The sequence below is a fragment of the Streptomyces sp. NPDC057900 genome (assembly GCF_042887885.1).
Classification (GTDB): Bacteria; Actinomycetota; Actinomycetes; order Streptomycetales; family Streptomycetaceae; genus Streptomyces.
Genome location: NZ_JBHVOI010000012.1, coordinates 111,355 through 137,548, shown reverse-complemented (window position 1 = coordinate 137,548; position 26,194 = coordinate 111,355). Strand labels below are relative to the sequence as shown.

24 protein-coding genes are annotated in these 26,194 nt (G+C 71.9%); 13 read left to right on the top strand and 11 right to left on the bottom strand.

All coding sequences use genetic code 11. The features are described from left to right. Positions 1-100 precede the first annotated feature (100 nt). Both ACFVQ0_RS31225 and ACFVQ0_RS31220 read left to right on the top strand, forming a co-directional pair. Positions 101-1,600 (top strand): alkaline phosphatase PhoX, encoded by a 1,500-nt coding sequence (locus ACFVQ0_RS31225; protein ID WP_390092549.1) that lies wholly within the window; start codon positions 101-103, stop codon positions 1,598-1,600. Positions 1,601-1,920: 320 nt separating this feature from the next. After that, positions 1,921-2,151, top strand: coding sequence for a hypothetical protein (locus ACFVQ0_RS31220; protein WP_037711258.1), 231 nt, complete (start codon positions 1,921-1,923; stop codon positions 2,149-2,151). A gap of 145 nt (positions 2,152-2,296) precedes the next feature. Here the strand turns inward: ACFVQ0_RS31220 and ACFVQ0_RS31215 are convergent, their stop codons facing one another. Together ACFVQ0_RS31215 and ACFVQ0_RS31210 are read right to left on the bottom strand one after the other, a co-directional pair. Continuing rightward, on the bottom strand, positions 2,297-3,514 hold the full coding sequence (locus tag ACFVQ0_RS31215; protein WP_390092548.1) for a TerD family protein: 1,218 nt from the start codon (positions 3,512-3,514) through the stop codon (positions 2,297-2,299). 82 nt (positions 3,515-3,596) lie between these two features. Continuing rightward, positions 3,597-4,406, bottom strand: a complete 810-nt coding sequence (locus tag ACFVQ0_RS31210) for an NAD-dependent epimerase/dehydratase family protein (protein ID WP_390092547.1) — start codon at positions 4,404-4,406, stop codon at positions 3,597-3,599. A gap of 519 nt (positions 4,407-4,925) precedes the next feature. On the opposite strand from ACFVQ0_RS31210, the gene ACFVQ0_RS31205 reads away from it, so the two are divergent. Beyond that, positions 4,926-5,894: a 5-dehydro-4-deoxyglucarate dehydratase gene (locus ACFVQ0_RS31205; protein WP_390092546.1), complete on the top strand. Its 969-nt coding sequence runs from the start codon at positions 4,926-4,928 to the stop codon at positions 5,892-5,894. Then, the gene (locus ACFVQ0_RS31200) at positions 5,891-7,072 is read left to right on the top strand and encodes a hypothetical protein (protein ID WP_390092545.1); all 1,182 of its coding nucleotides are present in this window, start codon (positions 5,891-5,893) and stop codon (positions 7,070-7,072) included. The genes ACFVQ0_RS31205 and ACFVQ0_RS31200 overlap by 4 nt, the downstream gene beginning before the upstream one ends. On the opposite strand, the gene ACFVQ0_RS31195 is transcribed toward ACFVQ0_RS31200, so the two are convergent. Next, positions 7,055-8,296 carry an MFS transporter gene (locus tag ACFVQ0_RS31195; protein ID WP_390092544.1) on the bottom strand — a complete coding sequence of 414 codons (1,242 nt, stop codon included), beginning with the start codon at positions 8,294-8,296 and terminating at the stop codon, positions 7,055-7,057. The two genes, ACFVQ0_RS31200 and ACFVQ0_RS31195, sit on opposite strands and share 18 nt — an antisense overlap. A 265-nt stretch (positions 8,297-8,561) precedes the next feature. Between ACFVQ0_RS31195 and ACFVQ0_RS31190 the strand changes: the two genes are divergently transcribed. The 9 genes from ACFVQ0_RS31190 to ACFVQ0_RS31150 all read left to right on the top strand — a co-directional run bounded on the left by ACFVQ0_RS31190 (position 8,562) and on the right by ACFVQ0_RS31150 (position 18,663). Next, positions 8,562-9,218 carry a GntR family transcriptional regulator gene (locus ACFVQ0_RS31190; protein WP_390092543.1) on the top strand — a complete coding sequence of 219 codons (657 nt, stop codon included), beginning with the start codon at positions 8,562-8,564 and terminating at the stop codon, positions 9,216-9,218. Positions 9,219-9,250: 32 nt separating this feature from the next. Next, entirely contained in the window at positions 9,251-10,153 is a 903-nt protein-coding gene (locus ACFVQ0_RS31185) for a dihydrodipicolinate synthase family protein (RefSeq protein WP_390092542.1), read from the top strand. Continuing rightward, complete coding sequence (gene araD / locus ACFVQ0_RS31180; protein ID WP_390092541.1) at positions 10,150-11,877, top strand: L-arabinonate dehydratase; 1,728 nt, start codon at positions 10,150-10,152, stop codon at positions 11,875-11,877. The genes ACFVQ0_RS31185 and araD overlap by 4 nt, the downstream gene beginning before the upstream one ends. A 124-nt stretch (positions 11,878-12,001) precedes the next feature. Then, positions 12,002-12,931, top strand: a complete 930-nt coding sequence (locus ACFVQ0_RS31175) for a carbohydrate ABC transporter permease (protein WP_390092540.1) — start codon at positions 12,002-12,004, stop codon at positions 12,929-12,931. Next, on the top strand, positions 12,928-13,848 hold the full coding sequence (locus ACFVQ0_RS31170) for a carbohydrate ABC transporter permease (RefSeq protein ID WP_390092539.1): 921 nt from the start codon (positions 12,928-12,930) through the stop codon (positions 13,846-13,848). Before ACFVQ0_RS31175 ends, ACFVQ0_RS31170 begins: the two co-directional genes overlap by 4 nt. Before the next feature lie 5 nt (positions 13,849-13,853). Continuing rightward, on the top strand, positions 13,854-15,041 hold the full coding sequence (locus tag ACFVQ0_RS31165; RefSeq protein WP_390092538.1) for a Gfo/Idh/MocA family protein: 1,188 nt from the start codon (positions 13,854-13,856) through the stop codon (positions 15,039-15,041). After that, positions 15,038-15,865, top strand: coding sequence for a PmoA family protein (locus tag ACFVQ0_RS31160; RefSeq protein ID WP_390092537.1), 828 nt, complete (start codon positions 15,038-15,040; stop codon positions 15,863-15,865). The genes ACFVQ0_RS31165 and ACFVQ0_RS31160 overlap by 4 nt, the downstream gene beginning before the upstream one ends. A gap of 78 nt (positions 15,866-15,943) precedes the next feature. Further along, positions 15,944-17,278 (top strand): ABC transporter substrate-binding protein, encoded by a 1,335-nt coding sequence (locus tag ACFVQ0_RS31155; protein ID WP_390092536.1) that lies wholly within the window; start codon positions 15,944-15,946, stop codon positions 17,276-17,278. A 53-nt stretch (positions 17,279-17,331) separates the two neighbouring features. Next, entirely contained in the window at positions 17,332-18,663 is a 1,332-nt protein-coding gene (locus ACFVQ0_RS31150) for a polysaccharide lyase family 1 protein (protein ID WP_390092535.1), read from the top strand. 53 nt (positions 18,664-18,716) lie between these two features. Here the strand turns inward: ACFVQ0_RS31150 and ACFVQ0_RS31145 are convergent, their stop codons facing one another. From ACFVQ0_RS31145 to ACFVQ0_RS31110, 8 genes are all read right to left on the bottom strand, one after another. After that, positions 18,717-19,424, bottom strand: a complete 708-nt coding sequence (locus tag ACFVQ0_RS31145; protein WP_390092534.1) for a hypothetical protein — start codon at positions 19,422-19,424, stop codon at positions 18,717-18,719. Further along, entirely contained in the window at positions 19,424-19,999 is a 576-nt protein-coding gene (locus ACFVQ0_RS31140; protein ID WP_390092533.1) for a SigE family RNA polymerase sigma factor, read from the bottom strand. The genes ACFVQ0_RS31145 and ACFVQ0_RS31140 overlap by 1 nt, the downstream gene beginning before the upstream one ends. A gap of 191 nt (positions 20,000-20,190) precedes the next feature. Next, positions 20,191-21,642: a peptidoglycan D,D-transpeptidase FtsI family protein gene (locus tag ACFVQ0_RS31135; RefSeq protein ID WP_390092532.1), complete on the bottom strand. Its 1,452-nt coding sequence runs from the start codon at positions 21,640-21,642 to the stop codon at positions 20,191-20,193. Between the two features lie 87 nt (positions 21,643-21,729). Continuing rightward, positions 21,730-22,410, bottom strand: coding sequence for a response regulator (locus ACFVQ0_RS31130; protein WP_390092531.1), 681 nt, complete (start codon positions 22,408-22,410; stop codon positions 21,730-21,732). After that, positions 22,407-23,711, bottom strand: a complete 1,305-nt coding sequence (locus ACFVQ0_RS31125; protein WP_390092530.1) for a histidine kinase — start codon at positions 23,709-23,711, stop codon at positions 22,407-22,409. Before ACFVQ0_RS31125 ends, ACFVQ0_RS31130 begins: the two co-directional genes overlap by 4 nt. Next, positions 23,708-24,745, bottom strand: coding sequence for a hypothetical protein (locus tag ACFVQ0_RS31120; RefSeq protein ID WP_390092529.1), 1,038 nt, complete (start codon positions 24,743-24,745; stop codon positions 23,708-23,710). Before ACFVQ0_RS31120 ends, ACFVQ0_RS31125 begins: the two co-directional genes overlap by 4 nt. Positions 24,746-24,835: 90 nt before the next feature. Then, positions 24,836-25,306 (bottom strand): GNAT family N-acetyltransferase, encoded by a 471-nt coding sequence (locus ACFVQ0_RS31115; RefSeq protein WP_390092528.1) that lies wholly within the window; start codon positions 25,304-25,306, stop codon positions 24,836-24,838. Between the two features lie 3 nt (positions 25,307-25,309). Beyond that, positions 25,310-26,080, bottom strand: coding sequence for an IclR family transcriptional regulator (locus ACFVQ0_RS31110; protein WP_024492240.1), 771 nt, complete (start codon positions 26,078-26,080; stop codon positions 25,310-25,312). Positions 26,081-26,194: the final 114 nt, after the last annotated feature.

Below are 26,194 nucleotides of genomic sequence, written 5' to 3'. Positions count from 1 at the left end.
AACGCATTCCCTGGAAGCCGTCCACAGTTCAACTGGTGTTGGGGAAGGCACGGGACGGTGATCCCGCCCGCTACCGTCCCAGCTGCACCAGGAGTACGTGATGGCCTTCACGCGCAGGGAATTCACCAGACAGTCCGCCCTCACCGGTGCCGGCATCGCCCTCACCGGAACCGTCGCCGCGCTGGCCACCGCGCCCGGCGCCCTCGCCGCCGGCGACTCGAAGCACGGCCACGACGGTCACGGCCACGGTCACGACGGCCACGGTCATGACCACGACGGACACGGTCACGGTCACGGTCATGAGCCCGGTTACGGGGCGCTGGTCCCCGACCCGAAGGGCATACTCGCGCTGCCCGCCGGATTCTCGTACAAGGTCATCACCCACAGCGGCGTCACCAAGCTGGAGACCGGTGAGTACACCCCCTCCAACCACGACGGCACGGCCGCCTTCGAGGGTTCTCGCGGCGTCACCCTGCTGGTGAACAACCACGAGCTGGCCGGCGTCCGCACCGACTGGGAGCACCCGGTCCCGCTCACCGACGGTCTCGTCTACGACGCGGTCGCGGGCGGCGGCTGCACCGTCGTGGAGACCCGCCGCGACGGCCGCACCGCCGAGTGGGTCGGCATCGCCGGCACCTCCACCAACTGCGCGGGCGGCGCCACCCCGTGGGGCACCTGGCTCACCTGCGAGGAGACCGAGGACAGGGCCGGGAAGAACGGGCTGCTCAAGGACCACGGCTACGTCTTCGAGGTCGACCCGTACGACAAGCGCGCCAACCGCGACCCCCGTCCGATCAAGGCGTTCGGCCGGTACGCCCACGAAGCCGTCGTCATCGACCCCAAGCAGGGCCACGCCTACCTGACCGAGGACGCTTCCGGACCCAACGGACTGCTCTACCGCTGGGTCCCGCCGCACGGCTTCAAGCACGGCCACGGCAAGCTGCGCACGCTCGCCGCCGACGCCGGGGTCCTCCAGGCCACCAAGTGCTTCGACCGCAGCGGCAGGTTCGTCGACGACCTCTCGCGCGCCACGAAGATCGGCACCGTGTACGGGGTGGACTGGGTCGACGTCCCCGACCGTGACGCGAAGACCGTCTCGGTGCGCAAGCAGTTCGGCGACAAGGACGTCACCCGTGCCCGAAAGCTCGAAGGCATGTGGTGGGGCGACGGCGGTACCTACATCGTCTCCTCGTTCGCCCGTGACGAGAGCCCGGTCCAGCACGACGGCCAGGTCTGGTTCTACGACCCGAAGCGCCGGACGCTGACGCTGAAGGTGCTGCTCGGAGTCAACGCCGACCCCTCGAAGGACGGCGCCTTCGACGGCCCGGACAACATCACCGTCTCGCCGTACGGCGGACTGGTGATCGCCGAGGACGGCGAGGGTGTGCAGCACCTCTTCGGGGCCACCGAGAGCGGCCGCACGTATCCCATCGCGCGCAACGAGCTGAACGCCGGGACCGAGGAGGACCCGGAGTACAGCGAGTTCACCGGGGTCACCTTCTCGCCCGACGGGAAGACGCTCTTCGCCAACATCCAGACGCCCGGGATCATGGTGGCCATCACCGGCCCGTGGAAGCGTCAGCCGCGAGAGCAGCGATAACTCCTGCGAGTGGTCCGGGCCGGGTCGTGCCGGTGTCCTCCGGGAGAGGGACTTCGCGGCGTGGCACGCACCCGCCGGGGCCGCCGGGTGCGTGCGGACCTCGCGGTCGGCGGACCGGCGCCCGGCGCCCCATGTCGGAAAGGGATAAGCGCCACATCCCCGGGGGCTGTGCGGGGGCGCGGTTCGGCCTGGTGCCCTTGCCGGGAGCGGGAAAGAAGGCCGCGCGGGCGCGGAATCGCTGATTACGAATCCGGCATCAGTGGGGCCCCAGGAGCGGTCGGGCATGGCGTCCGGCGTTTCCAGGGCGCATACTCAAGGTAATGAAACAGTCAGCCGGATCCCGGCGTCACCTGCCTTCCAGTCCCTTCAACCGCCCGGCCCAGGCGGCCCCACCGGTCGAATTGTTCGATGTGGGCGACAGGGTGTCGCACGACCAGTTCGGACTCGGCCGAGTCCTTGCTGTCGAGGGCGACAACGACGCAGTGCTCATCGACTTCTCGGGGCGACAGGGGAGGATCCTGAGCCCGTACTCCAAGCTGACCAAGCTCTGAGAGAAGCGACGAGCACGCGCCGCGTCCGCTGTACTCCTCCGCGTCTCTCGCGCGTTTCTCGCGCAGACGGCCTTCAGGGGCACCCGCACCAGCCGGGTGCCCCTGAAGCCGTTCCCCCTCGGGGAAGCCGTTCCCCCGCGGAGGCCTAGAGCGACTGGGCGGCGGGCTTGACCATGCCCCGGACGGTGCGCGACTTCACGAAGTCGCCCACCGCGGTCATCTCCCACTCGCCGGAGAACTGCTTGATCAGCTTGGCCATGATCACGCCGGTCTGCGGCTCGGCGCTCGTCAGGTCGAAGCGGACCAGCTCGTCGCCGGTGGCCGCGTCGATCAGCCGGCAGTAAGCCTTGGCCACCTCGGTGAACTTCTGGCCGGTGAACGAGTTGACCGTGAAGACCAGGCCGGTCGCCTCCGGCGGGATCCGGCCCAGGTCGACGACGATCACCTCGTCGTCCCCGGCGCCCTCGCCCGTGAGGTTGTCGCCCGAGTGCTTGATGGCGCCGTTCAGGATGGAGAGCTTCCCGAAGTAGCAGCTGTCCAGGTGGTTGCGGTCCGGCCCGTAGGCGATCACCGACGCGTCCAGGTCGATGTCCTTGCCCCGGAACGCGGGCTCCCAGCCGAGGCCCATCTTGACCTGCGAGAGCAGCGGCTTGCCGCCCTTGACCAGCGACACCGTCTGGTTCTTCCGCAGGCTGACCCGGCCCTTGTCCAGGTTGATCCGGCCCGTGGCCGGGGGCGCCGGCGGGGCGGCGGGCGCGGCGGCAGGCGGTGCGGCGGGCATCGGCGGGGCGGCCAGCCTCGGGTCCACCGGGGCGGCGGCGGGCACCGGGGGCGCCACGGGCGCGGGCGCGGCGGCGGGCTCGTCCTCCACGGAGACGCCGAAGTCGGTGGCGATGCCGGCCAGCCCGTTGGCATAGCCCTGACCGACCGCACGGGCCTTCCAGGCGCCGCCCCGCCGGTAGACCTCGATGACGACGAGCGCGGTCTCCGCGCTCAGCTGCGGCGGGGTGAAGGTGGCGAGCACGCTGCCGTCGTCCGCGTTGCGCACGGTGGCGGTGGGCTCGATGCCCTGGAAGGTCTGGCCCGCCCCGTCCGGGCTCGCGGTAATGACGATCTTCTCGATCCCGGACGGCACGGCAGCGGTGTCGACCACGATCGCGTCGGGCGCGGTGCCGCCACCGGAGCGGTAGGCCACACCGGGGCCGGTGGGCTGGTTGTAGAAGATGAAGTCGTCGTCGGAGCGCACCTTGCCGTCGGCGGTGAGCAGCAGGCCCGATACGTCGAGCCGCACCGGAGCGGCGACGTCCACCGCCACGCGGGGGGCGGAGAGAGGGATGTTCGAGCCAGGTGTCATAGCGGTCATGCACGAGGTAACGAATGACCCGGCTTTGCCGTTCCCTTACCTTTGGGTGGCTTCGCCCGTACGGCGGCGGCCCCGGCCGCGCTCAGTGCGGCCAGATCGGCGGGTTGGTGCAGAAGTGGCCGCCGAGGTGGGCGTGGTCCGGGTTGTCCGGGTCGAGTTCGCCCTGCTCGGCGATGAGCTTCGCCGCGTACGGCTCAGAGTCGTCCCTCGGCTCGTAGCCGAGCGAGCGCGCCGAGGTGAGGTCCCACCAGAGCCGGGTGTTGTCGGACGAGCCGTGGATGACGGTGTGCCCGACGTTCTCCGCGGTGAGCGCGGCGTCGAAGAGCCGGGCTCCGTCGCCGGGGCTCATCCACACCGAGAGCATCCGTACGGAGGTCGGCTCCGGGAAGCAGGAGCCGATGCGCACCGAGACGGTCTCCAGGCCGTGCCGGTCCCAGTAGAGCTGGGCGAGATCCTCACCGAAGGACTTGGAGAGCCCGTAGAACGTGTCCGGGCGGCGCGGGGTCGAGATCGGGATGAGCGGGTCGCCAGGGAGCGGGCGGGGGGTGAATCCGACGGCGTGGTTGGAGGAGGCGAACACGATCCGGCGCACGCCCTCCGCGAGCGCGGCCTCGTAGAGGTTGTAGGTGCCTTCGATGTTCGCCCGGAGAATCTTGTCGAACGAGGCTTCCAGTGAGATGCCCGCGAGGTGGATGATCGCGTCGACGCCCCGCACCGCCTCGCGCAGCGCCTCCGTGTCGCCCAGGTCCGCGGTGATGGCGTCCGGCTCGCCCTCGATGGGGACCATGTCGAGCAGGCGCAGCCGGTAGCCGTGGGCGGGCAGCAGTCCGCGCATGAGGGTGCCGAGTCCGCCGGCGGCGCCGGTGAGCAGGACGGTACGGGGGGCGGGCATACGCGGATCTCCTCGGTACGGGGGCGGGTTCGCTCGCCGGGTCCTTGGGCGGGGTTCACATGCGTGGACAAGTTATGGAGCGGGGTGGGCGTGCGTCAAGGGGTGTCCGGGTCCTTGGTGCGGGGTTCCGTCCTCAAGCGCCGGACGGGCCGGCTGGTGCGGGTGCTCCCCTGTGCGGCCCCGGATCCGGCCGTCCCGCATCTGCGGCAGTCGTATGGCCGGTGTTCAGGCGCACGCGGGAGTGGGTGGGGTCGTGCAGGGGAGTCCCCGCAGAAAAATGGCGTAATACCCGGCCCCGCAACGTCTCCGGCTGCCACGCCAGTTTTTGAGGAGTCTCCCCGGAGGGACCCCACCCCCACCCACCGGACGTGGCGCACCCTGAACCGTGCGGCACCCGCCCCCCGCAACGCGGAGTACCTGTCTTGACCCGCGACGATCCGCTGCCTTAGCGTAAGAGCTGTTCATGAATATGGACGCCAATCAGAATTGTGCACGCCTGAAACCGCTCAGGGAGCGCCCGTGACCTCAGCCCCTCTTGCCGCCCGACTCACCGCTGTCGCCGGGCCGCTCTTCTTCCCCGTCACTCCTTACGGACCCGACGGTTCCGTCGACCTCGACGTCTTCCGCGCGCATGTGCGCAAGGGCATCGACGCCGGTGCGGCCGCCGTCTTCGCCTGCTGCGGGACCGGTGAGTTCCACGCCCTGACGCCGGAGGAGTTCCACCTCGTCGTCGCCGCCGCCGTCAAGGAGACGGCCGGCCAGGTGCCCGTCGTGGCGGGCGCCGGATACGGCACCGCGCTCGCGGTCCAGTTCGCGAAGCTCGCGGAGGAGGCGGGCGCGGACGGGCTCCTCGCCATGCCGCCGTACCTGGTCGTGGCCGATCAGGAGGGCCTGCTGGCCCACTACACGGCGCTCGCCGCCGCCACAGGGCTGGAGACGATCGTCTACCAGCGCGACAACGCCGTCTTCACCCCGGAGACCGTTCTGGCCCTGGCGCGGACACCGGGCATCATCGGCCTCAAGGACGGCTACGGCGACCTCGACCTGATGCAGCGCATCGTCAGCGCCGTCCGCACCGGACTGGCAGGGCGGGACTTCCTGTACTTCAACGGGCTGCCCACCGCCGAGCTCACCGGACTCGCCTACCGGGGCATCGGCGTCACGCTCTACTCCTCCGCCGTCTTCGCCTTCGCACCCGATATCGCGCTGGCCTTCTACCGGGCCCTCGAAGCGGGTGACGACGAGCTCGTCAACGCGCTGCTCGACCACTTCTACCGGCCGCTCGTCGAGCTCCGTTCCAAGGGCCGGGGCTACGCGGTGTCGCTGGTCAAGGCGGCCGTCCGGCTCCAGGGCCTGGACGTCGGGCAGGTGCGCAGTCCGCTCACCGAGCCGCCGGCCGCGCACATCGAGGAGCTGACCACGATCATCGCGAGCGGCCGCGCGCTGCTGGAGCGGGGCGCCGCCGCCGCCACCGGGGAGCGCGGGTGAGGACCTCCGCCTTCCTGTACCCCTGGGACATCGTCGGGGACCCGGACGCGGCCGCCCGCGTCGCGGACCTCGGCGTCCAGCAGGTGACGCTCGCCGCCGCCTACCACTCCACCCGGGCGCTGACCCCGCGTCACCCCGGCCACCGCATCGTCACGGCCGAGCACGCGGCGGTGCTCTACCCGCCGGAGCCCGGACGGTGGCAGGGGCGCGGGCTGCGGCCCCGCACGCAGTCCTGGGTGGCCTCCGACGATCCCTACGCGGAGGCCGCTCAGGCACTGGCCGGTGCCGGGCTCCAGGTGCACAGCTGGGTGGTGCTGGCGCACAACTCCCGGCTGGGCGCGGAGCATCCGGACATCTGTGTGGTCAACGCCTACGGCGACCGCTACCCGTGGGCCCCGTGCATCGCACAGCCCGCCGTCCGCGACTACCTGGTGGAGCTGGCGTCGGAGGCCGCGGTGCGCGGCGGCACGCACGGCACAGAGCTGGAGTCCTGCGGCTGGTACGGCTTCGCGCATCTGCACGCCCACGACAAGATCGCGGGCGTCGGCCTCGGTGACGCGGCCCAGTACCTGATGTCGCTCTGCTTCTGTCCCGACTGCCGGGCCGGGTACGACGGTCAGGGGCTGGACGCCGACGAGCTGGGCCGGGCGGTGCGCAGGGCGCTGGAGCCGGCCTGGTCCGGTGCCGGCTCCCCGGAATCCGGCTGGTCCGGCGTCGAGAAGCTGCTCGGCGCGGACCTCGCGGCGGCCACCCTCCGGTGGCGCACCGAGGTGGCCCGCGGGCTCCAGGAGTCGGTGGTCGGCGCGGTACGGGCGGCGGCGGCCGCCCCCGGCTTCCAGGTGCTGCTGCACGCCGACCCCGCCCCGTACCGCTCGGGTGCGAACGTGGGCGTGGACCCGGAGCACATCCTGTCGGTGGCCGACGGCGTGGTGCTGCCGTGCACCGGGACCGACGCGGCGCGCGAGGCGGTGCTCGGCCCGTTCGGCGGACGGGCCGGTGTCCTCGCGGCCAACCTCACGGTGGTGCGGGGGATGGGCGGCAGCCCGGACACCCTGGAGCGCGACGCCCGGCACGCGCTCTCCCTCGGGGCGAACCAACTGCGCCTGTACCACGCGGGGCTCGCCTCCGATCCGGATCTGGAGGCCGTCGCCGCAGCGCTCTCACGCCTCGGCCGATGACGGGAGCGGGCCGGCGGGGGCAGGGGTGCTCGTCGGCCGCCCCCGCCCCCGTCGGCCCGTGACCAGAACCACCGCCGCAGCCACCGCCACCGCGCCCACCAGCGGCAGCAGCACCCGCACGTCCACCACCGCGACCAGCCCCGCGCCCAGCGCCAGCGCCACCGCGTTGGGCGCGAACATCAGCGTGCCGGCGGTCGCGGACGTGCGCCCCAGCAGCGCGTCCGGCGTCTCCCGCTGCACCGCCGTCATCGCGGCGATCAGCACACACGGCAGCCCGGCCCCGATCAGCCCGCACGCCAGCAGCGCCACCGCGTCGTACGGCACCGCGCGCAGCCCCACCGCCACCCCGAACAGGGCGATGCCCGCCGCGGTGAACACCCGTTCCGGCAGCCGCCGCAGCAGCGGTCCGGCCAGCAGCCCGACCGCGACGGACCCGACTCCCTGCACCGCGGAGAGCACACCCGCGTACGCGGGGGAGTGGCCGAGCCGGTCCACGACGGCGTACAGCGTCGCCCCGTTGAGCCCGGCGCACAGCATCGTGACCGATCCGGCGAACACCAGCGGCCGCAGCACCGGCGAGCCCCACACCTGCCGCACCCCGGCGGTCCAGCCGCCCGCGCCGTCCCCGGCCGCCGCGGGGGCCGCGCGCCGCACCCGCAGCAGTCCGTAGAGCCCGGCGGCCAGCGCGAAGGAGACCGCGTCCAGCAGGGCCACGGAGACGCCGCCGAACCGGGTGAAGAGCGCCGCTCCGGTGAGCGGGGCCACCAGCTTCATGCCCTCGTTCGCCATCATCCGCAGCCCGTTGAAGTCGCCCAGCAGCCGGGCGTCCACAGCCCCCGCGACCAGCGCCGACTCCGCCGGGTCCATGAGCGCGGAGGCCGTCCCGTAGGCCGCGAGCACCGCGAACAGGATCCAGACCCGGCCCGCCGAGTCCACCGCGGTCAGGGTCGGCAGCAGCAGCGCCATGACGATGTTCGACCAGACCAGCAGCGGCTTCCTGGGCAGCCGGTCGGCCACCGCCCCCAGGACCGGGCCGAAGAGCACCGGCAGCCAGACGGTGAACAGGGCGAGCGCGGCCAGACTGTCCGAGCTCGTCAGCGACTTGACCCAGATCCCGGCCGCGAGCGACATCGCGGAGCTGCCGAATCCGGAGACGACGACCGCCGCCAGGAACAGCCCCGCCGTCCGGTCGCCCAGTACCCGTACCGCTGCGGAACCCGCCATCGCACCCACCGAACCTCCCTGACCTGCACGTGTGTTGTGCGGTCAGGCTGGCGGCTGAGGCCGGTCCGGGGCATCGGGAGGATGCCGTACGCCGCCCGGCGGGGCGGACCGCCGCCGGGACCGGTGTAGGGCACACGTCGTAGTCCGGCGAAGTTCTCCTGTCGGAAGCGTTGACGAAACATTCCCGGCGCCTCTAGCTTCATCGCGTCGTACTTCGTACGTCATATATGAGACGCGATACGCGAGATGTGAGAGCCCTTCACCCATGACCTTTGCGCCCACTCCGATTCCGTCCCGCACCCAGTACGTGCTGGAGGCGATCAAGCACGCGATCCTCACGGCGCAGCTGAGACCAGGGCAGGCGCTCGTGGAGACCGAGCTGGCCGCGCAGTTCGGGGTCTCCAAGACCCCTGTCCGTGAGGCGCTCAAGACCCTGGCCGGTACCGGACTCGTCGTCATGAGCCAGTACAAGGGCGTCACCGTGCGCCTGGTCGACGCGACCATGGCCAGGGAGGTGTACGACGTACGGCTGCTGCTCGAACCGGAGGCGCTGCGCCGCTCCATCACCCGCAAGGCCTCGCTCGACGCGGCCCAGGAGGCCCTGGAGCGCGCCGACTCGGCCGGTGACAAGGCCGACAGGTCGCTCGCCAACCGTGACTTCCACCGGGCGCTCTACCTGCCCTGCGGCAACCCGCTGCTGTCGCGGATGCTCGACGAGGTCCGCGATCAGGCGGCCCTCGTGTCGACCGTGGCCTGGGCGACCGTCCCGTCCTGGGAGCGGGAGGCGGCCGAGCACCGGGAGATCCTGCGGCTCGCGCTGGCCGAAGAGGCGGACGCGGCGGCGGGCGCCCTGCACGACCACATCGCGTCGTTCGTCCGCCGCGCGTTCCCCGACGAAGAGGACGGGGGCGGCGCGGCGTGAACCACCGGCACACCGAAGAAAGGCCAGTCCGCATGGACCTCACCCCGCTGAAGGCTGCTCTCGCGGACGTCGTGGCGATCCCGGTGACCCCGTTCGCCCCGGACGGCACCATCGACACGGCGGCGCACCGCGCCCTGCTGCGCAGGCTGCTCGACGGCGGCGTGCGCGTCCTCACCCCGAACGGCAACACCGGCGAGTTCTACGCCCTCACCCCCGACGAGCGGCGCTCCGTCACCGAGCTGACCGTCGAGGAGGCGGGCGGCCGCGCCACGATCCTGGTCGGGGTCGGCCACGACGTGCCGACCGCCGTCGCCGCCGCCGAGCACGCCAGGGACGCCGGCGCCGGGATGGTGATGGTGCACCAGCCCGTCCACCCGTACGTCTCGCAGGACGGCTGGATCGACTACCACCGGGCCATCGCGGAGGCCGTCCCCGGACTCGGCGTGGTGCCCTACGTCCGCAACCCGCGGCTGGACGGGGAGCGCCTCGCCACGCTCGCGGACCACTGCCCCAACGTCATCGGCGTCAAGTACGCCGTCCCGGACGCCGCCCGCTTCGCCGCCTTCGCCCGGGACGCGGGCCTGGAACGGTTCGTCTGGATCGCCGGTCTCGCCGAGCTGTACGCCCCCTCCTACTTCTCGGCGGGCGCCACCGGATTCACCTCCGGGCTCGTCAACGTCGCCCCCGGTGTCTCGCTGGCCATGCTGGAGGCGCTGCGGGCCGGCGACCACCCGGCCGCCATGAAGGTGTGGGAGCGGATCCGCCGCTTCGAGGAGCTGCGCGCGGAGGGGCAGTCCGCCGACAACGTGACGGTCGTCAAGGAGGCCCTGGCCTCGCTCGGGCTCTGCGGCCGCGACGTCCGCCCGCCCAGCCGGGTGCTGCCCGAGGCACGGCGCGCCGAGGTCGCGGACCAGGTCGCGGGGTGGTCGATATGACCGGCCGCATCGCCCCCGAGGAGCTGCGCAGCCACCAGTGGTACGGCACCGACGGGCTGCGCTCCTTCAGCCACCGCGCCCGCACCCGCCAGCTCGGCTACCTCCCCGAGGAGCACCTCGGCAAGCCGGTCGTCGCGATCCTCAACACCTGGTCCGACATCAACCCCTGCCACGTCCATCTCCGCGACCGCGCCCAGGCGGTCAAGCGGGGCGTCTGGCAGGCGGGCGGCTTCCCGCTCGAATTCCCGGTCTCCACCCTCTCGGAGACGTTCCAGAAGCCGACCCCGATGCTCTACCGCAACATGCTGGCGATGGAGACGGAGGAGCTGCTGCGCTCCTACCCCGTGGACGGCGCCGTGCTGCTGGGCGGCTGCGACAAGTCGACGCCCGCGCTGCTGATGGGCGCCGCGTCGGTGGATCTGCCGGCCGTGTTCGTGCCGGCCGGGCCGATGCTGCCGGGGCACTGGCGCGACGAGGTCCTCGGCTCCGGCACCGACATGTGGAAGTACTGGGACGACAAACGGGCCGGGCTCATCGGCGACTGCGAGATGGCCGAGCTGGAGAACGGGCTCGCCCGCTCGCCCGGCCACTGCATGACGATGGGCACCGCCTCCACCCTGACCGCCGCCGCGGAGGCGCTCGGCGTCACCGTCCCGGGCGCCTCCTCCATCCCGGCCGTCGACTCCGGGCACGACCGGATGGCCGCGCGGTCGGGGCTCGCGATCGTCGAACTGGTCTGGCGGCAACGGAAGCTGTCCGACATCCTGACGGCCCAGGCGTACCAGGACGCCGTCGCCACCGTCCTCGCGCTCGGCGGCTCCACCAACGCCGTCATCCATCTCATCGCGATGGCGGGCCGCTCCGGAGTCAGGCTCACCCTGGACGACTTCGACCGCGTCGCCCGTGCCGTCCCGGTGCTGGCCAATCTCCGCCCCGGCGGGAAGTACCTGATGGAGGACTTCCACTTCGCGGGCGGGCTGCCGGGCTTCCTGGCCCGGCTCACCGACGTACTCCACCTGGACCGGCCCACGGTCACGCACGACACCCTGCGCGCGCAGCTCGACGGCGCGCTCGTGCACAACAGCGACGTCATCAGGGAACGCGACAACCCCCTGGCCGACGAGGGCGGCGTGGCGGTGCTGCGCGGCAACCTCTGCCCGGACGGCGCCGTCATCAAGCACATCGCCGCCGAGCCCCATCTGCTGCGCCACACCGGTCCCGCCATCGTCTTCGACGACTACCGGGAGATGCAGCGCACCATCAACGACCCGGCCCTGGCGCTCACCCCCGACCATGTGCTGGTGCTCCGCAACGCCGGGCCCAAGGGCGGCCCCGGGATGCCCGAGTACGGCATGCTGCCGATCCCCGACTACCTGCTGAAGCAGGGTGTACGGGACATGGTGCGGCTCTCCGACGCCCGGATGAGCGGCACCAGTTACGGGGCCTGCGTGCTGCACATCGCGCCCGAGTCCTATGTCGGCGGGCCCCTCGCGCTCGTCCGCACCGGCGACCTGATCACCCTGGACGTCGAGGCGCGGCTGCTCCATCTCGACGTGAGCGAGGAGGAACTGTCGCGGCGCGGGGCCGGGTGGGCGCCGCCGGTCAACCGCTACGAGCGCGGGTACGCGGCGCTCTACCAGGACCAGATCACCCAGGCCGACACCGGCTGCGACTTCGCCTTCCTGGCCCGGCCGGGAGAAGTGCCGGACCCGTACGCCGGCTGAACGGCCCGACGGAATTCCGCGCACCGTCCTGTTCGACCGGTCGAACAGCATGCGGCAAGCGCTTGCGCGCTACACGCACCGCCCGTACGCCGCACCCCGTACCTCCAGAGAACGGAGACGTGTCATGGCCCAAGCCGCCGCTGTGGCCGCACCGCCCAAGGTGCCCAGGCGCCGCTCCGCGAGCCCCCGCCGACTGCCGTATCTGCTGATCGCCCCGGCGGGGCTGCTGATGCTCGGCTTCATCGCCTACCCGGTGATCAGCGTCTTCTACTACAGCTTGCAGAACTACAACGTCACCAAGCCGTGGCGGAACGGCTTCGCGGGCTTCGACAACTTCACCCGGATCTTCACCGAGGACGACCAGTTCTGGACCACGCTGGGGTTCAGCGCCCAGTGGGTGGTCACCCAGGTCGCGCTCCAGCTCACCCTTGGGCTCGCGCTCGCCCTGATCGTCAACCAGACCTTCATCGGCCGGGGCATCTCCCGCGCCATGGTCTTCTCGCCCTGGGCCGTCTCCGGCGTGCTGACCAGCACCATCTGGATCCTGCTCTACAACTCCTCGACCGGTTTCAGCCGCTACCTCGCGGACGCCGGCATCGGGGACTACGGCACCTCCGTGCTCTCCGACACCGGCACCGTCTTCTGGGCCGCGACCGTCGCCGAACTCTGGCGCGGAGTCCCCTTCTTCGCCATCCTCATCCTCGCCGACCTCCAGTCCGTCTCCAAGGAGCTGTACGAGGCGGCGTCCGTCGACGGCGCGGGGCGGCTGCGCCAGTTCTTCCACATCACCCTGCCGCACCTGCGGGACGCGATCATCCTCGCCACCCTGCTGCGCGGCGTCTGGGAGTTCAACAACGTCGACCTCCTCTACACCCTCACCGGAGGCGGACCCGCGGGCGAGACCACCACGCTGCCGCTCTACGTCGCCAACACCGGGATCGAGGGCCATGACTTCGGCTACGCCTCCGCGCTCACCACCGTCGCGTTCGTGATCCTCCTCTTCTGCTCGATCGTCTATCTGCGCCTGAGCAAGTTCGGAGGCGACCACAAGTGACTGCCGCACTGGCCGAGAAGAACGGCACCCGCTCCGCACACCCGCCCGCGCCCAGCACTCGGCCGCCCACCGCGCACCGGCGCCGCGGGCCCGGACGCCGGCGCGCCTTCGACGAGGTGCCGCGCTGGCAGATCTACGTACCGCTCGGCATCTACCTGGTCTTCACGCTCATCCCGTTCTACTGGATGCTGCTGTTCGCCGTGCGCCCCGCCGGATCCACCTCGCTGGTGCCGTGGCCGATGACCGGGGAGCACTTCGACAAGGTCTGGAACGAGCGCAGCTTCGCCGTCTTCTTCCAGAACAGCATGATCGTCGGGGTCTGCACCCTGGTCGCCACCACGCTCGTCGCCCTGGCCGGCGGCTACGCGCTCGCCCGGTTCGACTTCAGGATCAAGAACGCCTTCATGCTGGCGCTGCTCTGCTCGCAGTTCATCCCCGGCGCGCTGATGCTCGTACCGCTCTTCGAGATCTTCAAGAACCTCCAGATGATCAACTCCCTGGGCAGTGTGGTCATCGCGGAGACGGTCTTCCAACTGCCGCTCTCCATCATCCTGATCAGCGGATTCATCAAGAACGTGCCCGTCTCGCTGGAGGAGGCCGCCTGGGTGGACGGCTGCTCGCGGTTCCGCGCCTTCTGCGCGGTGGTGCTGCCGCTGCTGCGGCCGGGGCTGATCGCGGTCGGCTCGTTCGCCTTCGTGCACAGCTGGAACCACTTCCTGTTCGCCCTGATGTTCCTGAGCGAGCAGGACAAGCAGACGATCCCGGTCGGCCTCAACACCCTCATCGGCGCGGACAGCGTCGACCTGGGCGCGCTCGCCGCGGGCGGGGTGATCGCCGCGGTCCCCGTGGTGATCGTCTTCGCCTTCATCCAGAAGTGGCTGATCACCGGCTTCAGCGCCGGCGCCGTGAAGGGCTGACGCGCATGGGCCCGACGAACAGCACGCACACCACCCCGCTGCCGGTCGTCCTCGCGGGCGCCCGGGGCCACGGGAGCTGGCACCTCGCCAATATCCGCCGCCTCCAGGACCGGGGCCTCGTACGGCTCGCCGGGGTCTGCGAACTCCACCCGCTCGACCCGGCCGAGCTCGCCGCCTTCACCGACGCGCCCCCGGAGCAGTCGGCCGACTTCGGGGCGCTCCTCGACTCCACCGGAGCCCGCGCCGCCGTCATCTGCACCCCCATCCAGACCCACGCCGAACTGGCCCTCACCGCCGCCGCACGCGGTGTCCACCTGCTGCTGGAGAAGCCGCCCGCCGCGACCCTCACCGACTTCGAACGGATCCTGACCGGGGTACGGGACGGCGGGATCGCCTGCCAGGTGGGCTTCCAGTCCTTCGGCTCGCACGCGGTGCCCGCCGTCCGCGCACTCGTCCGGACCGGCGCCATCGGCACCGTACGGGGCTACGGGGCCGCAGGCGCCTGGGTCAGGGACGACGCCTACTACCGGCGGGCGCCCTGGGCCGGGCGGCGCCGGATCGGCGACACCGACGTGGTGGACGGGGTACTGACCAACCCGCTCGCCCACGCCGTGGCCACCGCCCTCGAACTCGCCGGCAGCGGTGCGGCCCACGACATCGCGTCGATCGAGACCGAACTCTTCCGCGCCCACGACATCGAGGCCGACGACACCTCGTGCGTACGCCTCACCACGACGTCCGGACTGCCGGTCACCGCCGCTGTCACCCTCTGCGCGGAGCAGGCCGGGGAACCCTATGTGATCGTCCACGGCGACCGGGGCCGGATCACCTTCTGGTACAAGCAGGACCGGGTCCTGCTCCAGCGCGCCGGACACGGACCGCGGGAGAACGTCCACGGACGGACCGACCTCCTGGAGAACCTCGTCGCCCACCTGACGCACGGCACCGCGCTCCTGGCGCCGCCGCACCGCACCGGCGCGTTCATGCGGGTCGTCGAAGCCGTGCGGAACGCCCCGGAACCCGCCGCCCTGCCCTCCGACACCTGGCACACCGCCCCCGCCCTCACCGGCGACGGCACCCGCCGGGTGGTGCGCGGCATCGACGCGGCCGTCGCGGCGGCCGCCGACACCCTCAGGCTCTTCTCCGAACTCGGCGTCCCCTGGGCGCTCCCGACAGAGGTGAGTTCACCATGACGACCACCGCACTCCTGAGCTGCGCCGGCCGCCCCGTCGGCCGCTACACCTACCTCCCCGCCCCCGGGGACCGCCCCTACCTGCACCCCGTCACCACGCTCGGCGGCATCCCGGTCACCGAGGAGCACCCGGCCGACCACCTCCACCACCTGGGCACCTCCGTCGCCGTGCCCGATGTGGCGGGGCACAACTTCTGGGGCGGCCGCACCTTCGTCCGCGACCAGGGCCCCACCGCGCTCGACAACCACGGGACCCAGCGCCACCTGGGCTGGAAGCTCCGTGACCCGGACGGCTTCGTCGAGGAGCTCAGCTGGGAGGCCGAGGACACCGAGCTGCTGCGGGAGCACCGCACGGTCGCCACCGCCGAACTCTCCGACACCGCCTGGGCGCTGGACTTCTCCTTCTCGCTCACCAACCGGGGTTCCCGCGACCTGTCGATCGGCAGCCCCGCGACCAACGGCAGGCCGGGCGCCGGATACGGCGGCTTCTTCTGGCGGGCGCCCAAGGAACCCTCGGCGCCCGCCGTGTTCAGCGGCCACGGGGACGGCGAGGACGCCGTGCACGGCCGCGCCGCCGACTGGGTCGCGATGAGCGGCGACGGCTGGACCCTGGTGTTCGCGGGGGCGACGGAGGAGACCCGACGCGACCCGTGGTTCGTACGGAGCACCGAGTACCCGGGCGTCGGCTCGTCCCTCGCCGCCGCCCACCGGCTGTCCGTCCCCGCCGGAGCCACCGTCGTACGCCGCGTCGTCACCGTCATCGCGGACGGCCGGCTCGACCGGGCCACGTCCGCCGCCCACGTCCGCCGGGCGGTGACCGCGTGAGCGCCGTACCGGACGACCGGCCCTGAGCCCCCCCACGCAGCAACCCTCACCCGGACCAACCACAGAGAAGAGCCGACCATGAAGATCTCGAAGACGCAGCGTGGGCGTGCCGCGGCAGCGGTGTCCGTCGCGGCGGTACTCGCACTGACCGCCACCGCCTGCGGTGGCGACGGCAGCGACAGCGGAACCGAGGGCAACGGCAAGGGCGAGATCACCTTCTGGGACAACAACGGCGGTCCGCGCACCGCCGTCTGGACCGAGATCATCAAGGATTTCGAGAAGGCGAACCCGGACATCAAGGTCAAGTACGTGCCGATCCCGATCGCCGACGTGCAGTCCAAGTACGACACGGCCATCGCGGGCGGCGGACTGCCGGACGTGGGCGGCGTCGGCACCGCCTACCTGGCCAACATGGTCTCGCAGGAGGCCCTCGACCCGCTCACGGACCGGATCAAGGGCTCCGCGCTCCAGGGCAAGCTCGTCGCGGGCATGGTCGAGAGCGTCAAGGACGCGGGCGGCCGGGGCGACGACATGTTCGCGGTGCCGACCTCCGCGAACAACGGCGCGCTCTGGTACCGCACCGACCTGTTCAAGTCCGCCGGCCTGAAGGCCCCCGCCACCTGGGCCGACTTCTACAAGGCGGCCGACAGGCTCACCGACGCCAAGAAGAACAGGTTCGGCTACACCATCCGAGGCGGCGCCGGCTCCATCGCCCAGGCCATGGACGCCGCGTACGGCCAGTCCGGCATCACGGAGTTCTGGAAGGGCGACAAGACGACCCTCAACGACCCGGAGAACGTCGCCGCGCTGGAGAAGTACGCCGCGCTGTACAAGAAGTCGACGCCCGCCGCCGACGTGAACAACGACTTCACCAAGATGGTCGCCCAGTGGGACACCGGCACCATCGGGATGCTCAGCCACAACCTGGGCTCCTACCAGGACCACCTGAAGGCGCTGGGCAAGGAGAAGTTCGCCGGCATACCGAACCCCATCGGCGACGGCGGCACCCGGGTCCAGGTCTCCAACCCGGTCGACGGGCTCGGCCTCTTCCGGTCCAGCAAGAACAAGACGGCCGCCTGGAAGTTCATCGAGTTCGCCGCCTCGCACGCGTCCAACAGCAAGTGGAACGAGTCCGCCGGCGCCATCCCGGCCAACACCGAGGCCGCCAAGGACCCCTGGATCAGCGCCGCGGAGCCGACCGAACTGGCCGCGAAGGCCCTCACCGACGGCTCCACCAAGATCGTGCAGCTGCCGTACTACCTGCCCGACTGGAACAACATCAGCAAGGCGGACAACGAGCCGGAGTTCCAGAAGCTGCTGCTCGGCAAGATCACGGCCAAGGCCTTCCTGGACAAGATCGCCGAAGAGCTGAACAAGGCCCAGGCGGAGTGGAAGGAGATCGGCAACGGCTGAGCACTCGACCGCCCCCTCTTCCCGCACACCCGAACGAGAGCTGAGGATTCGTCATGCCCGCACGCAGATCCCGCACCCGCGCCATCGCCGTCGCGATGGGCTGCGCCTCGTTGGCCCTGGCCCTGAGCGTGCCCGCCCAGGCCGCCGCGCGCCACGGCGGAGCCGGTGCCGAGCGCTCGGTGCTTCCCGCAGGTGACGGCTGGGCCGCCGCCGAGGGCTCCACCACCGGAGGCGCCGCCGCCACCCCCGATCACGTCTACACCGTGAGCGACCGGGCCGAACTCGTCGCCGCCTTCGCGGACGCGGGCGACGCCCCGAAGATCGTCAGGATCGACGGCACCGTCCACGGGAACTCCGACGCCGAGGGCAACCCGATCGGCTGCGAGGAGTACGAGAGGGACGGCTACACCCTGGACGGGTACCTCGCCGCCTACGACCCGGCGACCTGGGGCCGCGAGGAGGTCCCGTCCGGCCCCATGGAGGACGCCCGGCTCGCCTCCGCCAAGGTCCAGAAGGCCGCGGTGAACGTCTACGTCCCCTCCAACACCACGCTGATCGGCGTCGGCAAGGACGCCACGGTCGTCGGCGCCAGTCTCCAGATCCAGGACGTCTCCAACGTCATCGTCCGCAACATCAGCTTCGAGGACACCTACGACTGCTTCCCGCAGTGGGACCCCACCGACGGTGACACCGGGCACTGGAACTCCGAGTACGACAACCTCGTCGTCCACGGCTCGGACCACGTCTGGGTCGACCACAACACCTTCAGCGACGGGGACCACTCCGACGCGGACCAGCCCCGCTACTTCGACGAGCTGTACCAGCAGCACGACGGGCTCTTCGACATCGTCAAGGGCGCCGACCTGGTCACCGCCTCCTGGAACGTCCTCAAGGACCACGACAAGACGATGCTCATCGGTAACAGCGACGGGGCCGGGGCCACCGATCGCGGAAAGCTCCGGGTCACCCTGCACCACAACCTCTTCAAGGACCTGAACGAGCGCGCGCCCCGGGTCCGCTTCGGACAGGTCGACTCCTACAACAACCACTTCGTCGCCACCAGGGGCAGCGTCTACGGCTACTCGTACGGCATCGGCGCGGAGTCGCACCTCGTCGCCGAGCACAACGCGTTCACCCTGGCCGGCGAGTTCGACCGGGCGAAGATCCTCAAGAAGTGGTCCGAGTCCTCGCTCACGGCCGCCGACAACTACGTCAACGGCCGCCGCACGGACCTGGTGGCGGTCCACAACGCGGGCGTCCCCGAGGAGCGGCTCACCACCGGCGCCGGATGGACCCCGGCCCTGCGCGACCGGGTCGACCACCCGCTGCTCGTGCCGCTGCTCGTCGGCCTCGGCGCGGGAGCCGGCCGGACCCCCGGTGCCTGACCGGTGAGAAAGCCGCACCGGGCGCACGCCCAGGCCTGAGCGCTCACGACCGGTCAGTGGTTCCGGCCGAAGGTGTCCCGCACCGAGGCCCGTTGACCGGAGGCGCGGACGGCGTGCGCGGTCAGGTAGTCGCCGGAGGCGTCCCGGGCGCCCTCCGCGTGGTTGTACTGACCCGCGAACGTGTGCGTCCCGGCCGGGACCGTGCGCCCCGGCTTCAGGACCCACCGGTAGACGAGGAAGCCGCCGTCCTCCTTCGCGGACACGGTGAAGTCCCGCTCGGGCAGCGAGCGCCAGGAGCCGGTGCCGGCCACCCCGCCGGTGAGCGCGATCCGCAGTTCGACGGTGAGCGAGAGGAGCGGTTCCGCCGTCCGCAGCGTCACATCGCTCTGCGCCCAGTACGCGTTGCTGTGCGGGTCGACGGCGCCGTCCGTCCACAGCGGGCCGTCCTCGGCGCGCGGCGCACCGCCACCGGGCGCGGACGGCGTGGTGACGGCGGACGGCGGGGCCGCCGCCCGCTCCCCGCGCGGCCCGTCCCCGCCCGCCGAGGTGACGGCGAACGCCCCCGCCGCCAGCACCCCGCAGACCGCCGCCGTCGCCCCCGCGACCCGCGGCCACGGCGTCGCTCCACCCGGCGGGCGCGCGGCCCGCGCCGACGGTCGCCCCTCGGCCATGCCCCGCTCGACCCGGGCCCGCATCCGCTCCCGGTCGGGCCGGTGCGCCTGGGCCGCGCCCCGCAGCCGCCGAGGCAACTCCTCGTCCATCACTGGCCTCCTCCGGTGCGCTGCGCCGCGACGGCCACGTGCACGTGCGCGGCGGGCGTACCGGGGCCGAGCAGCCGTTGCAGCTCCGCGACGGCGCGCGAGGTCTGGCTCTTCACCGTACCCACCGAGATCCCGAGCACCAGCGAGGTGTCCCGCTCCGAGAGGTCGAAGGCGTGCCGCAGCACCACGCAGGCGCGCTTGCGGAACGGCAGCCTGCGCAGCGCCCCCTGGACGTCGACCACCGCGCACACGTCCGGGTCCTCGACCGTGTATCCGTCCCCGCCGCCGCGCGGCGCCCAGAACAGCGCGATCCGGCGGCGCTCGCGCACCGCGCCGCGGATCCGGGTCCTGGCCAGGTTGGCGACCACCCCGCGCGCGTACGCCACCGGACGGTCGGCGCTCCTGACCCGGTCCCAGCGGTGCCAGAGCGCCAGCAGGGCGTCGGCGGCCAGATCGTCGGCGGCGTCGGCCTCACCGGTCAGCAGGTGGGCGAGCCGGGCGAGTTCGGCGTAGTGGGCCTCGAAGAACGCATGGAACTCGGCGGCGGCATCGCCGGCGTCGATGGGTGTGGCCACGGCTACCCCTTCCCCGCGCTCGGCTGCCGGTGCCCGCGCCAGGTGGGCGAGGGCGTACCGGCGCACCCCGGAAGCGCTTCGACGCGGGTGCGTAACCAAGTAAGGCGTACCGAGGCGAAAACGTGAAGGGGCCCGGACACGTCGAACGCCCCGGTACCCGAACCGGGCACCGGGGCGTCACGTTCCCACGGTCACCGCTGGAGCGCGGCCGTCATCATCTTCTGCGCGATCGGGGCCGCGAGGCCGTTGCCGCTGACCTCGGAGGCGGAGGATCCGGCGTCCTCCACGATCACCGCGACCGCGACCTCCTGGCCGCTCGACCTGTCCTTCGCGTACGAGGTGAACCAGGCGTACGGGGTGTTGCTGTTGCCCACGCCGTTCTCCGCCGTGCCCGTCTTGCCGCCCACCTCCGCACCGCCGATCCGGGCGTTGGTACCGGTGCCCTGCTCCACGACGGTCACCATCGCGCTGCGCAACTGCTTGGCGGTGGACGCGGAGACGACGCGCTTCATGTCGCCGTCCGCGAAGTCCTCCAGCGTGCCGCCCTTGGAATCCGTCACCTTGGAGACCATGTGCGGTGCGGCCAGCTCACCGCCGTTGGCGAGCGCGGCGGAGACCATCGCCATCTGGAGCGGGGTCGCGGTGACCTCGAACTGGCCGATGCCCGTCAGCGCCGTCTGCGCGTCGTCCATCTTCGTCGGGTAGACGCTCTTGTACGCCCTGACCGGCACGTCGAGGTCCTCCGTGTTGAAGCCGAACTTCTCCGCCATCGCCCGCACCTTGTCCTGGCCGAGGTCGGCGGCGACCTTGCCGAAGACGTTGTTGCAGGAGTACTGGAGCGCCACGCGCAGCGTCGCGTTCTCGCAGGGCGCGGAGGCGCTCTCGTTCTTCAGGGGGGTGCTGGTGCCGGGCAGCGTGTACGGCATCGGGCTCTTCGTGGCCTCGTCGACCGAGCTGTACAGCCCGTTCTCCAGCGCGGCGGACGCCACCACCAGCTTGAACGTCGAACCGGGCGCGAGCGGTTGCCGCATCGCGCGGTTGACCAGCGGCTTGTCCGGGTCCGCGAGCAGCTTCTTCCAGGTGTCGCCGTCCGTCGTCCCGCTGATGTCGGACGGGTCGTACGACGGCGTGGAGACCATCCCCAGGATCTGCCCGCTCTTCGGGTCGATCGCCACGGCCGCGCCCTTGTCGCCGCCGAGGGCGTCGTACGCCGCCTTCTGCACGTCAGGGTCGATCGTGGTCAGCACACTGCCCGGATCGGTCTTCTCACCGGTCACCAGGTTCAGCGGGTTCTTCAGCCGGTCGTCGGTGCCGTCCAGCACATGGCTGTAGATCCCTTCGAGCTGTGTGGTGCCGTAGGCCTGCGAGCTGTAGCCGGTGACGGCGGCGTAGAGGTCGCCCTTCTTGTAGGTGCGCTTGTACGCGAGATCGCTGCCCTCCGTCCTCTTCGATCCGGTGACCGGCGAGCCGGCCACGATGATGTCCCCGAGCGGCTGCGCGTACTGCGCGATGGTGTTCCGCCGGTTGTGGTCGTCGTCTGCGAGCGCCCGTGCCTGGTACGCCTGCACCCAGGTCGCCCGCCCCAGCAGAGCGAGGACCAGCAGCAGGCAGAAGACCGAGGCTCGCCTTATGGTCTTGTTCATCCCGTACAAGGGACGTGCGGGGCGCGGTACGCCGTTCCCGGTTGTGCCGCTTCTCACCCATTACTCATCGTCCCGCTCATCGTTCTTTCACCCGGTGCCGCCGGTCCGGCCCGGTGAGATGAACCCCGACTCGTACGCGGCGATGACCGCCTGGGTACGGTCCCGCGTGCCGGTCTTCGCCAGGACGCCCGCCACATGGGTCTTCGCCGTCGCCGCGCCCACCCGCAGCCGGGCGGCGATCTCCGCGTTGCTGAGCCCGGCCGCCATCAGCCGCAGGACGTCCGCCTCCCGCTCGGTGAGCCGGGCCGCCCAGGCGGCGGGCGCGGCGGACGGCCGCCGCCTCCCGTACTCGGCCGCCAGGCCCCGTACGGCGGCGGGGAACAGCAGCGAGTCGCTGCGGGCCACCAGCCGCACCGCCTGCACCAGCTCCTCGGCCGCCGCCCGCTTGAGGAGGAAGCCGGCGGCCCCCGCGCGCAGCGCCTCGTACACGTAGGAGTCGTGCTCGAAGGTGGTGACGACGATGACACGGGGCGCCGGGTCGAGCACGGCCAGGATCAGCTCGGTGGCCCGGATGCCGTCGGTCTCCGGCATCCGCACGTCCATCAGCACCACGTCGGGGCGCAGCTCCCGCACCACGGAGACCGCCTCCGCGCCGGTCGAGGCCTCGCCGACGACCTCCAGCCCGGCCTCGGCGTCCAGGATGACCCGCAGGGCGGTACGGACCATGCGCTCGTCGTCGGCGACGACGATCCGGACCGGCGTACTCATGGCAGCTCCCGCGCGCCGGGGCGCAGGGGGAGGCAGGCGGTCAGCCGCCACCCGCCGTCGTGCGGTCCGGCCCCGGCCCGGCCGCCGAGCAGTACCGCGCGCTCACGGACGCCGCGCAGTCCCCGGCCGCCGCCGGGGCGCACCGGGGCCGCCGGGGACGGCTGTGCGGGCAGCGGGCTGTCCATCACGATCTCCAGTTCCTCCGCGCGCACCGTGATCCGCAGCCGCACCGGTCCGCAGTGCCCACCGTCCGCGCCGTGCGCCCCGTGCCGCAGCGCGTTGCTCAGCCCCTCCTGCACGATCCGGTACGCCTCGCGCCCCACGGCGCCGGGCACCGCGCCCCGGTCGCCGTCGGCCGTGTACGAGACGGGCACCCCGCACCGCGCCAGCAGCCCGTCCAGCGCGTCGAGCCCGGGACCGGTCGTGTCCCGCGCCACCCCGGCCGCTTCCGCGGTCTCGGTGTCGTCGGCGGTGCGCCGCAGCAGCCCGAGCACCGAGTCGAGCTCGTCGACCGTGCGCCGGGTCGTCTCCTCGATCGCGGTCAGCGCCTCGCGGACGAACTCCGGATCGCTGTCCAGCACCCGGCGGGCCGCGCCCGCCTGGAGGGTGACGGCGCTGAGCGCGTGGCCGACCGAGTCGTGCAGTTCCCGGGCCAGCCGGTTGCGTACCGCGAGGACGGCCGCCCGGCGTTCGGCGGCGGCCAGCCGGTCGTCGGGGGTCGGTCCCAGCAGGACCGGCGCCCGGTTCGCCAGCAGCGCCCCGGCCGCCGCCGCGCAGCCGGCCATCGCCGCCAGCATCGCGATCCCGGCGAACGGGGCCAGGACCGGGAGCCACGGCCCGTCCAGCGCCTCCGGCACGTCGAGCACCGGGGACTCGCGCACGGCGGCGAAGAACGGCAGCACCGTCACACCCACCGCGAACGGGGTCAGGGCCAGCGTCATGCCGCTCACGATGCCGCCGAGCGCCACGTGCAGGGTGTACCAGAGCGCCGCGCGGACCCGGGCCTGCCGGGTCCTGGCCGGACCGTCCGCCAGCGGCCGGTCCGGCGGCAGGCCGCACAGGGCGCGGGCGGCGGACACCGACAGCGGCCGGGCGAGCGGGAAGAGCGCGGTGACCGAGGCCATCGGCAGGGCGAACGCGAACGCGATCAGCTGGTCGACCGGCGAGCTGAACACATTGGCGCCCGCCCGGAACGAGCCGACGATCACCGTGCCCACCAGGAAGTACGGCATCAACAGGGCGCCGCCGATGATCAGATGGAGCCAGCGCAGCCGGGCCCGCCGCCCGAGCAGCGGCGTCACGCCCGGAGGCCGGACGGCGGTCGCGTACCGGCCGCGCGCTCGGCCAGGAAGTACGTGCCCAGGGCCAACACCAGCATTCCGACCAGCATTTGCACAGCGTAGGTCAGCACCACGGCGGGGGTGGGCCGATGGGCGAGGTCGTCGACGCTGCTCAGCGCGGCGAGGCCCATCCAGCCGCCCCAGCAGCCCACCGCGCCCGACCCGCCCCAGGCCAGCGCGAGCGGCACCCGCAGCGGCAGCGCGGAGTTCCGGCGGAAGGCGAGGAGCAGCACCCCGGCGACCGCGGCGGCGGTGAAGAGGACATCGACCGCGTCGACGACGTGGGAGCCGCTGTTGCTCTCCGCGATCAGCGCCGCGTTGAGCCCGGCGGTCGACCCGGTGGCCCAGAGCAGGTGCATGGTGCCCGGGATCAGGGCGGTCAGCGAGGCGGCGACGGCACAGGCCCGCAGAGCGGGAGCGGTCGGACTGGCGGGCAGATCACGCAGGGTGCCCCGCCAGAGATGGCCCCAGCGGTCCTTCGTGTACAGCGCGAAGAGGGTGCCCAGCGCCAGGCCCTGGATGATGAAGCCGGTGTAGACGACGGCGAAGACCCACTGGTCGAGGAAGGGCCGGGTGGTTTCCGCGCTGCTGGTGATCTCGCCGCCCAGGGCCTGGACCAGCAGCTGGAGCGGATAGCCGGTCATGACCGGCAGCAGCAGACCGGTCGCCACCCACATCGGCAGGACGAGCGGCCAGGGGGGCACGCGCCGGCCCCAGGCCTGGGTGAGCAGCAGGGCGATGACGACGACCGCGCCGTCCATCAGGACCGAACCGCTGTTGGCGACGATCATCGTGGTGGGGTGGTCGAGCAGCGAACTGCCGTCGGGAATCCCGAGGTGACTGCCCGAGACCCAGGCGGCCTTGAGCACGATGTAGGGCAGGCAGGCGACGATCGCCAGCGCGCGCAGCGCGGTGCGCGCCCCGGTGGCGACCGGGGCGGCGGAAACCGGTGCGGGGGCCGATGCCGGAGCTCGTGTGAGCGGTGTCTGTGTCATACCGTCCACGCTCCCGCGCGGGCGGCGGGCGCACCTCATACCCGACGGTGATCCGTCTCCCCCGCGCGGGGGAGACGTGCCGCCCGCCGCTCAGGCCAGGGTGAACAGCAGCTCGGCCGTCTCCTCGCCGCGGGCGTTCGCGTAGCCGCGGTCCTCGCCCGTCACGGTGAACCCGCACTTCTCCAGCACCCGGCGGGACCCCGCGTTGTCGGCCGCGGCGCGCGCGTACAGCGGACGTTCCGGTACGGCGACGAGCAGGGCGGCCAGCGCGGCGGTCGCGACACCCCGGCCCCAGCGTGCCCGGTCGATCCAGTAGGTGACCTCGCGGTCGTCCGGCGGCCCGTAGACCCCGGCGTTGCCGACCACTACTCCGTCGGCGAGGACGCTGCGCATCACGACCGACGGGTCGGCCAGGATCCGTGCCCAGTGCGCGTCGAACGCGTGCCGGTCCGTGGGGTCCTCGCTGGTGAAGGCGGCGGCGTGGACCGCCACCGGGTCCGACATCCAGTCGAAGAACAGCGGCAGATCGCCGTCCTGGACCGGGCGCAGTGAGATCTCCACGGGTCAGAGCCTCCGGGTCGCGAGGGTCAGCCGGTCGCGCGCGTCGAACAGCGCGTCCTTGACCGTCTGTTCGTGCGCGGGCGTGAGCCGGGCGACCGGCACCGAGCAGCTGATCGCGTCGCGCGCCGGGGTGCGGTACGGGATCGCGACACCGAAGCAGCGCAGCCCCAGGGTGTTCTCCTCGCGGTCCACCGCGTATCCCTGCTCGCGGATCAGGCGCAGCTCCTCGATGAGCTTCTCCCGGTCGGTCAGGGTGTGCTCGGTCAGCGCGGGCAGCGTCTCGGGCAGCATCTTGCGGACCTGCTCGTCGCTGTGGGTGGCCAGCAGCGCCTTGCCGAGCGAGGTGGAGTGCGCGGGCAGCCTGCGGCCGACCCGGGTGAAGGGGCGCAGATAGTGCTGGGACTGGCGGGTGGCGAGGTACACCACGTTCGTTCCGTCGAGACGGGCCAGGTGGATGGTCTCCGTGGTGTCGTCGGAGAGCCGGTCCAGGGTGGGGCGGGAGGCGGCGACGACCTCGTCGCCGTCGATGTACGAGGTGCCGACCAGCAGCGCCCGTACGCCGATCCCGTACCGCGTCCCGGTCGCGTCCGTCTCCACCCAGCCCAGCTCGACCAGGGTGCGCAGCAGCATGTAGAGGCTGGACTTGGGGTAGCCGACGGCCTCCTGGACAGCGGCGAGCGAGTGCATGCCGGGCCGCCCGGCGAAGTACTCCAGCAGCTCCACCGTCCGTACCGCGGACTTGACCTGTGCCCCACCAGACTCGGCAACCGACATCGCCCTACGCCCTTTCCAGCCCACTTACGAAACCTGCCCGCTTACGGAACCCGCGACTTCTTGCCAACACCGAACGCCCGGAAATAGAGTCGCTTCATATTCACGATCAGGAAC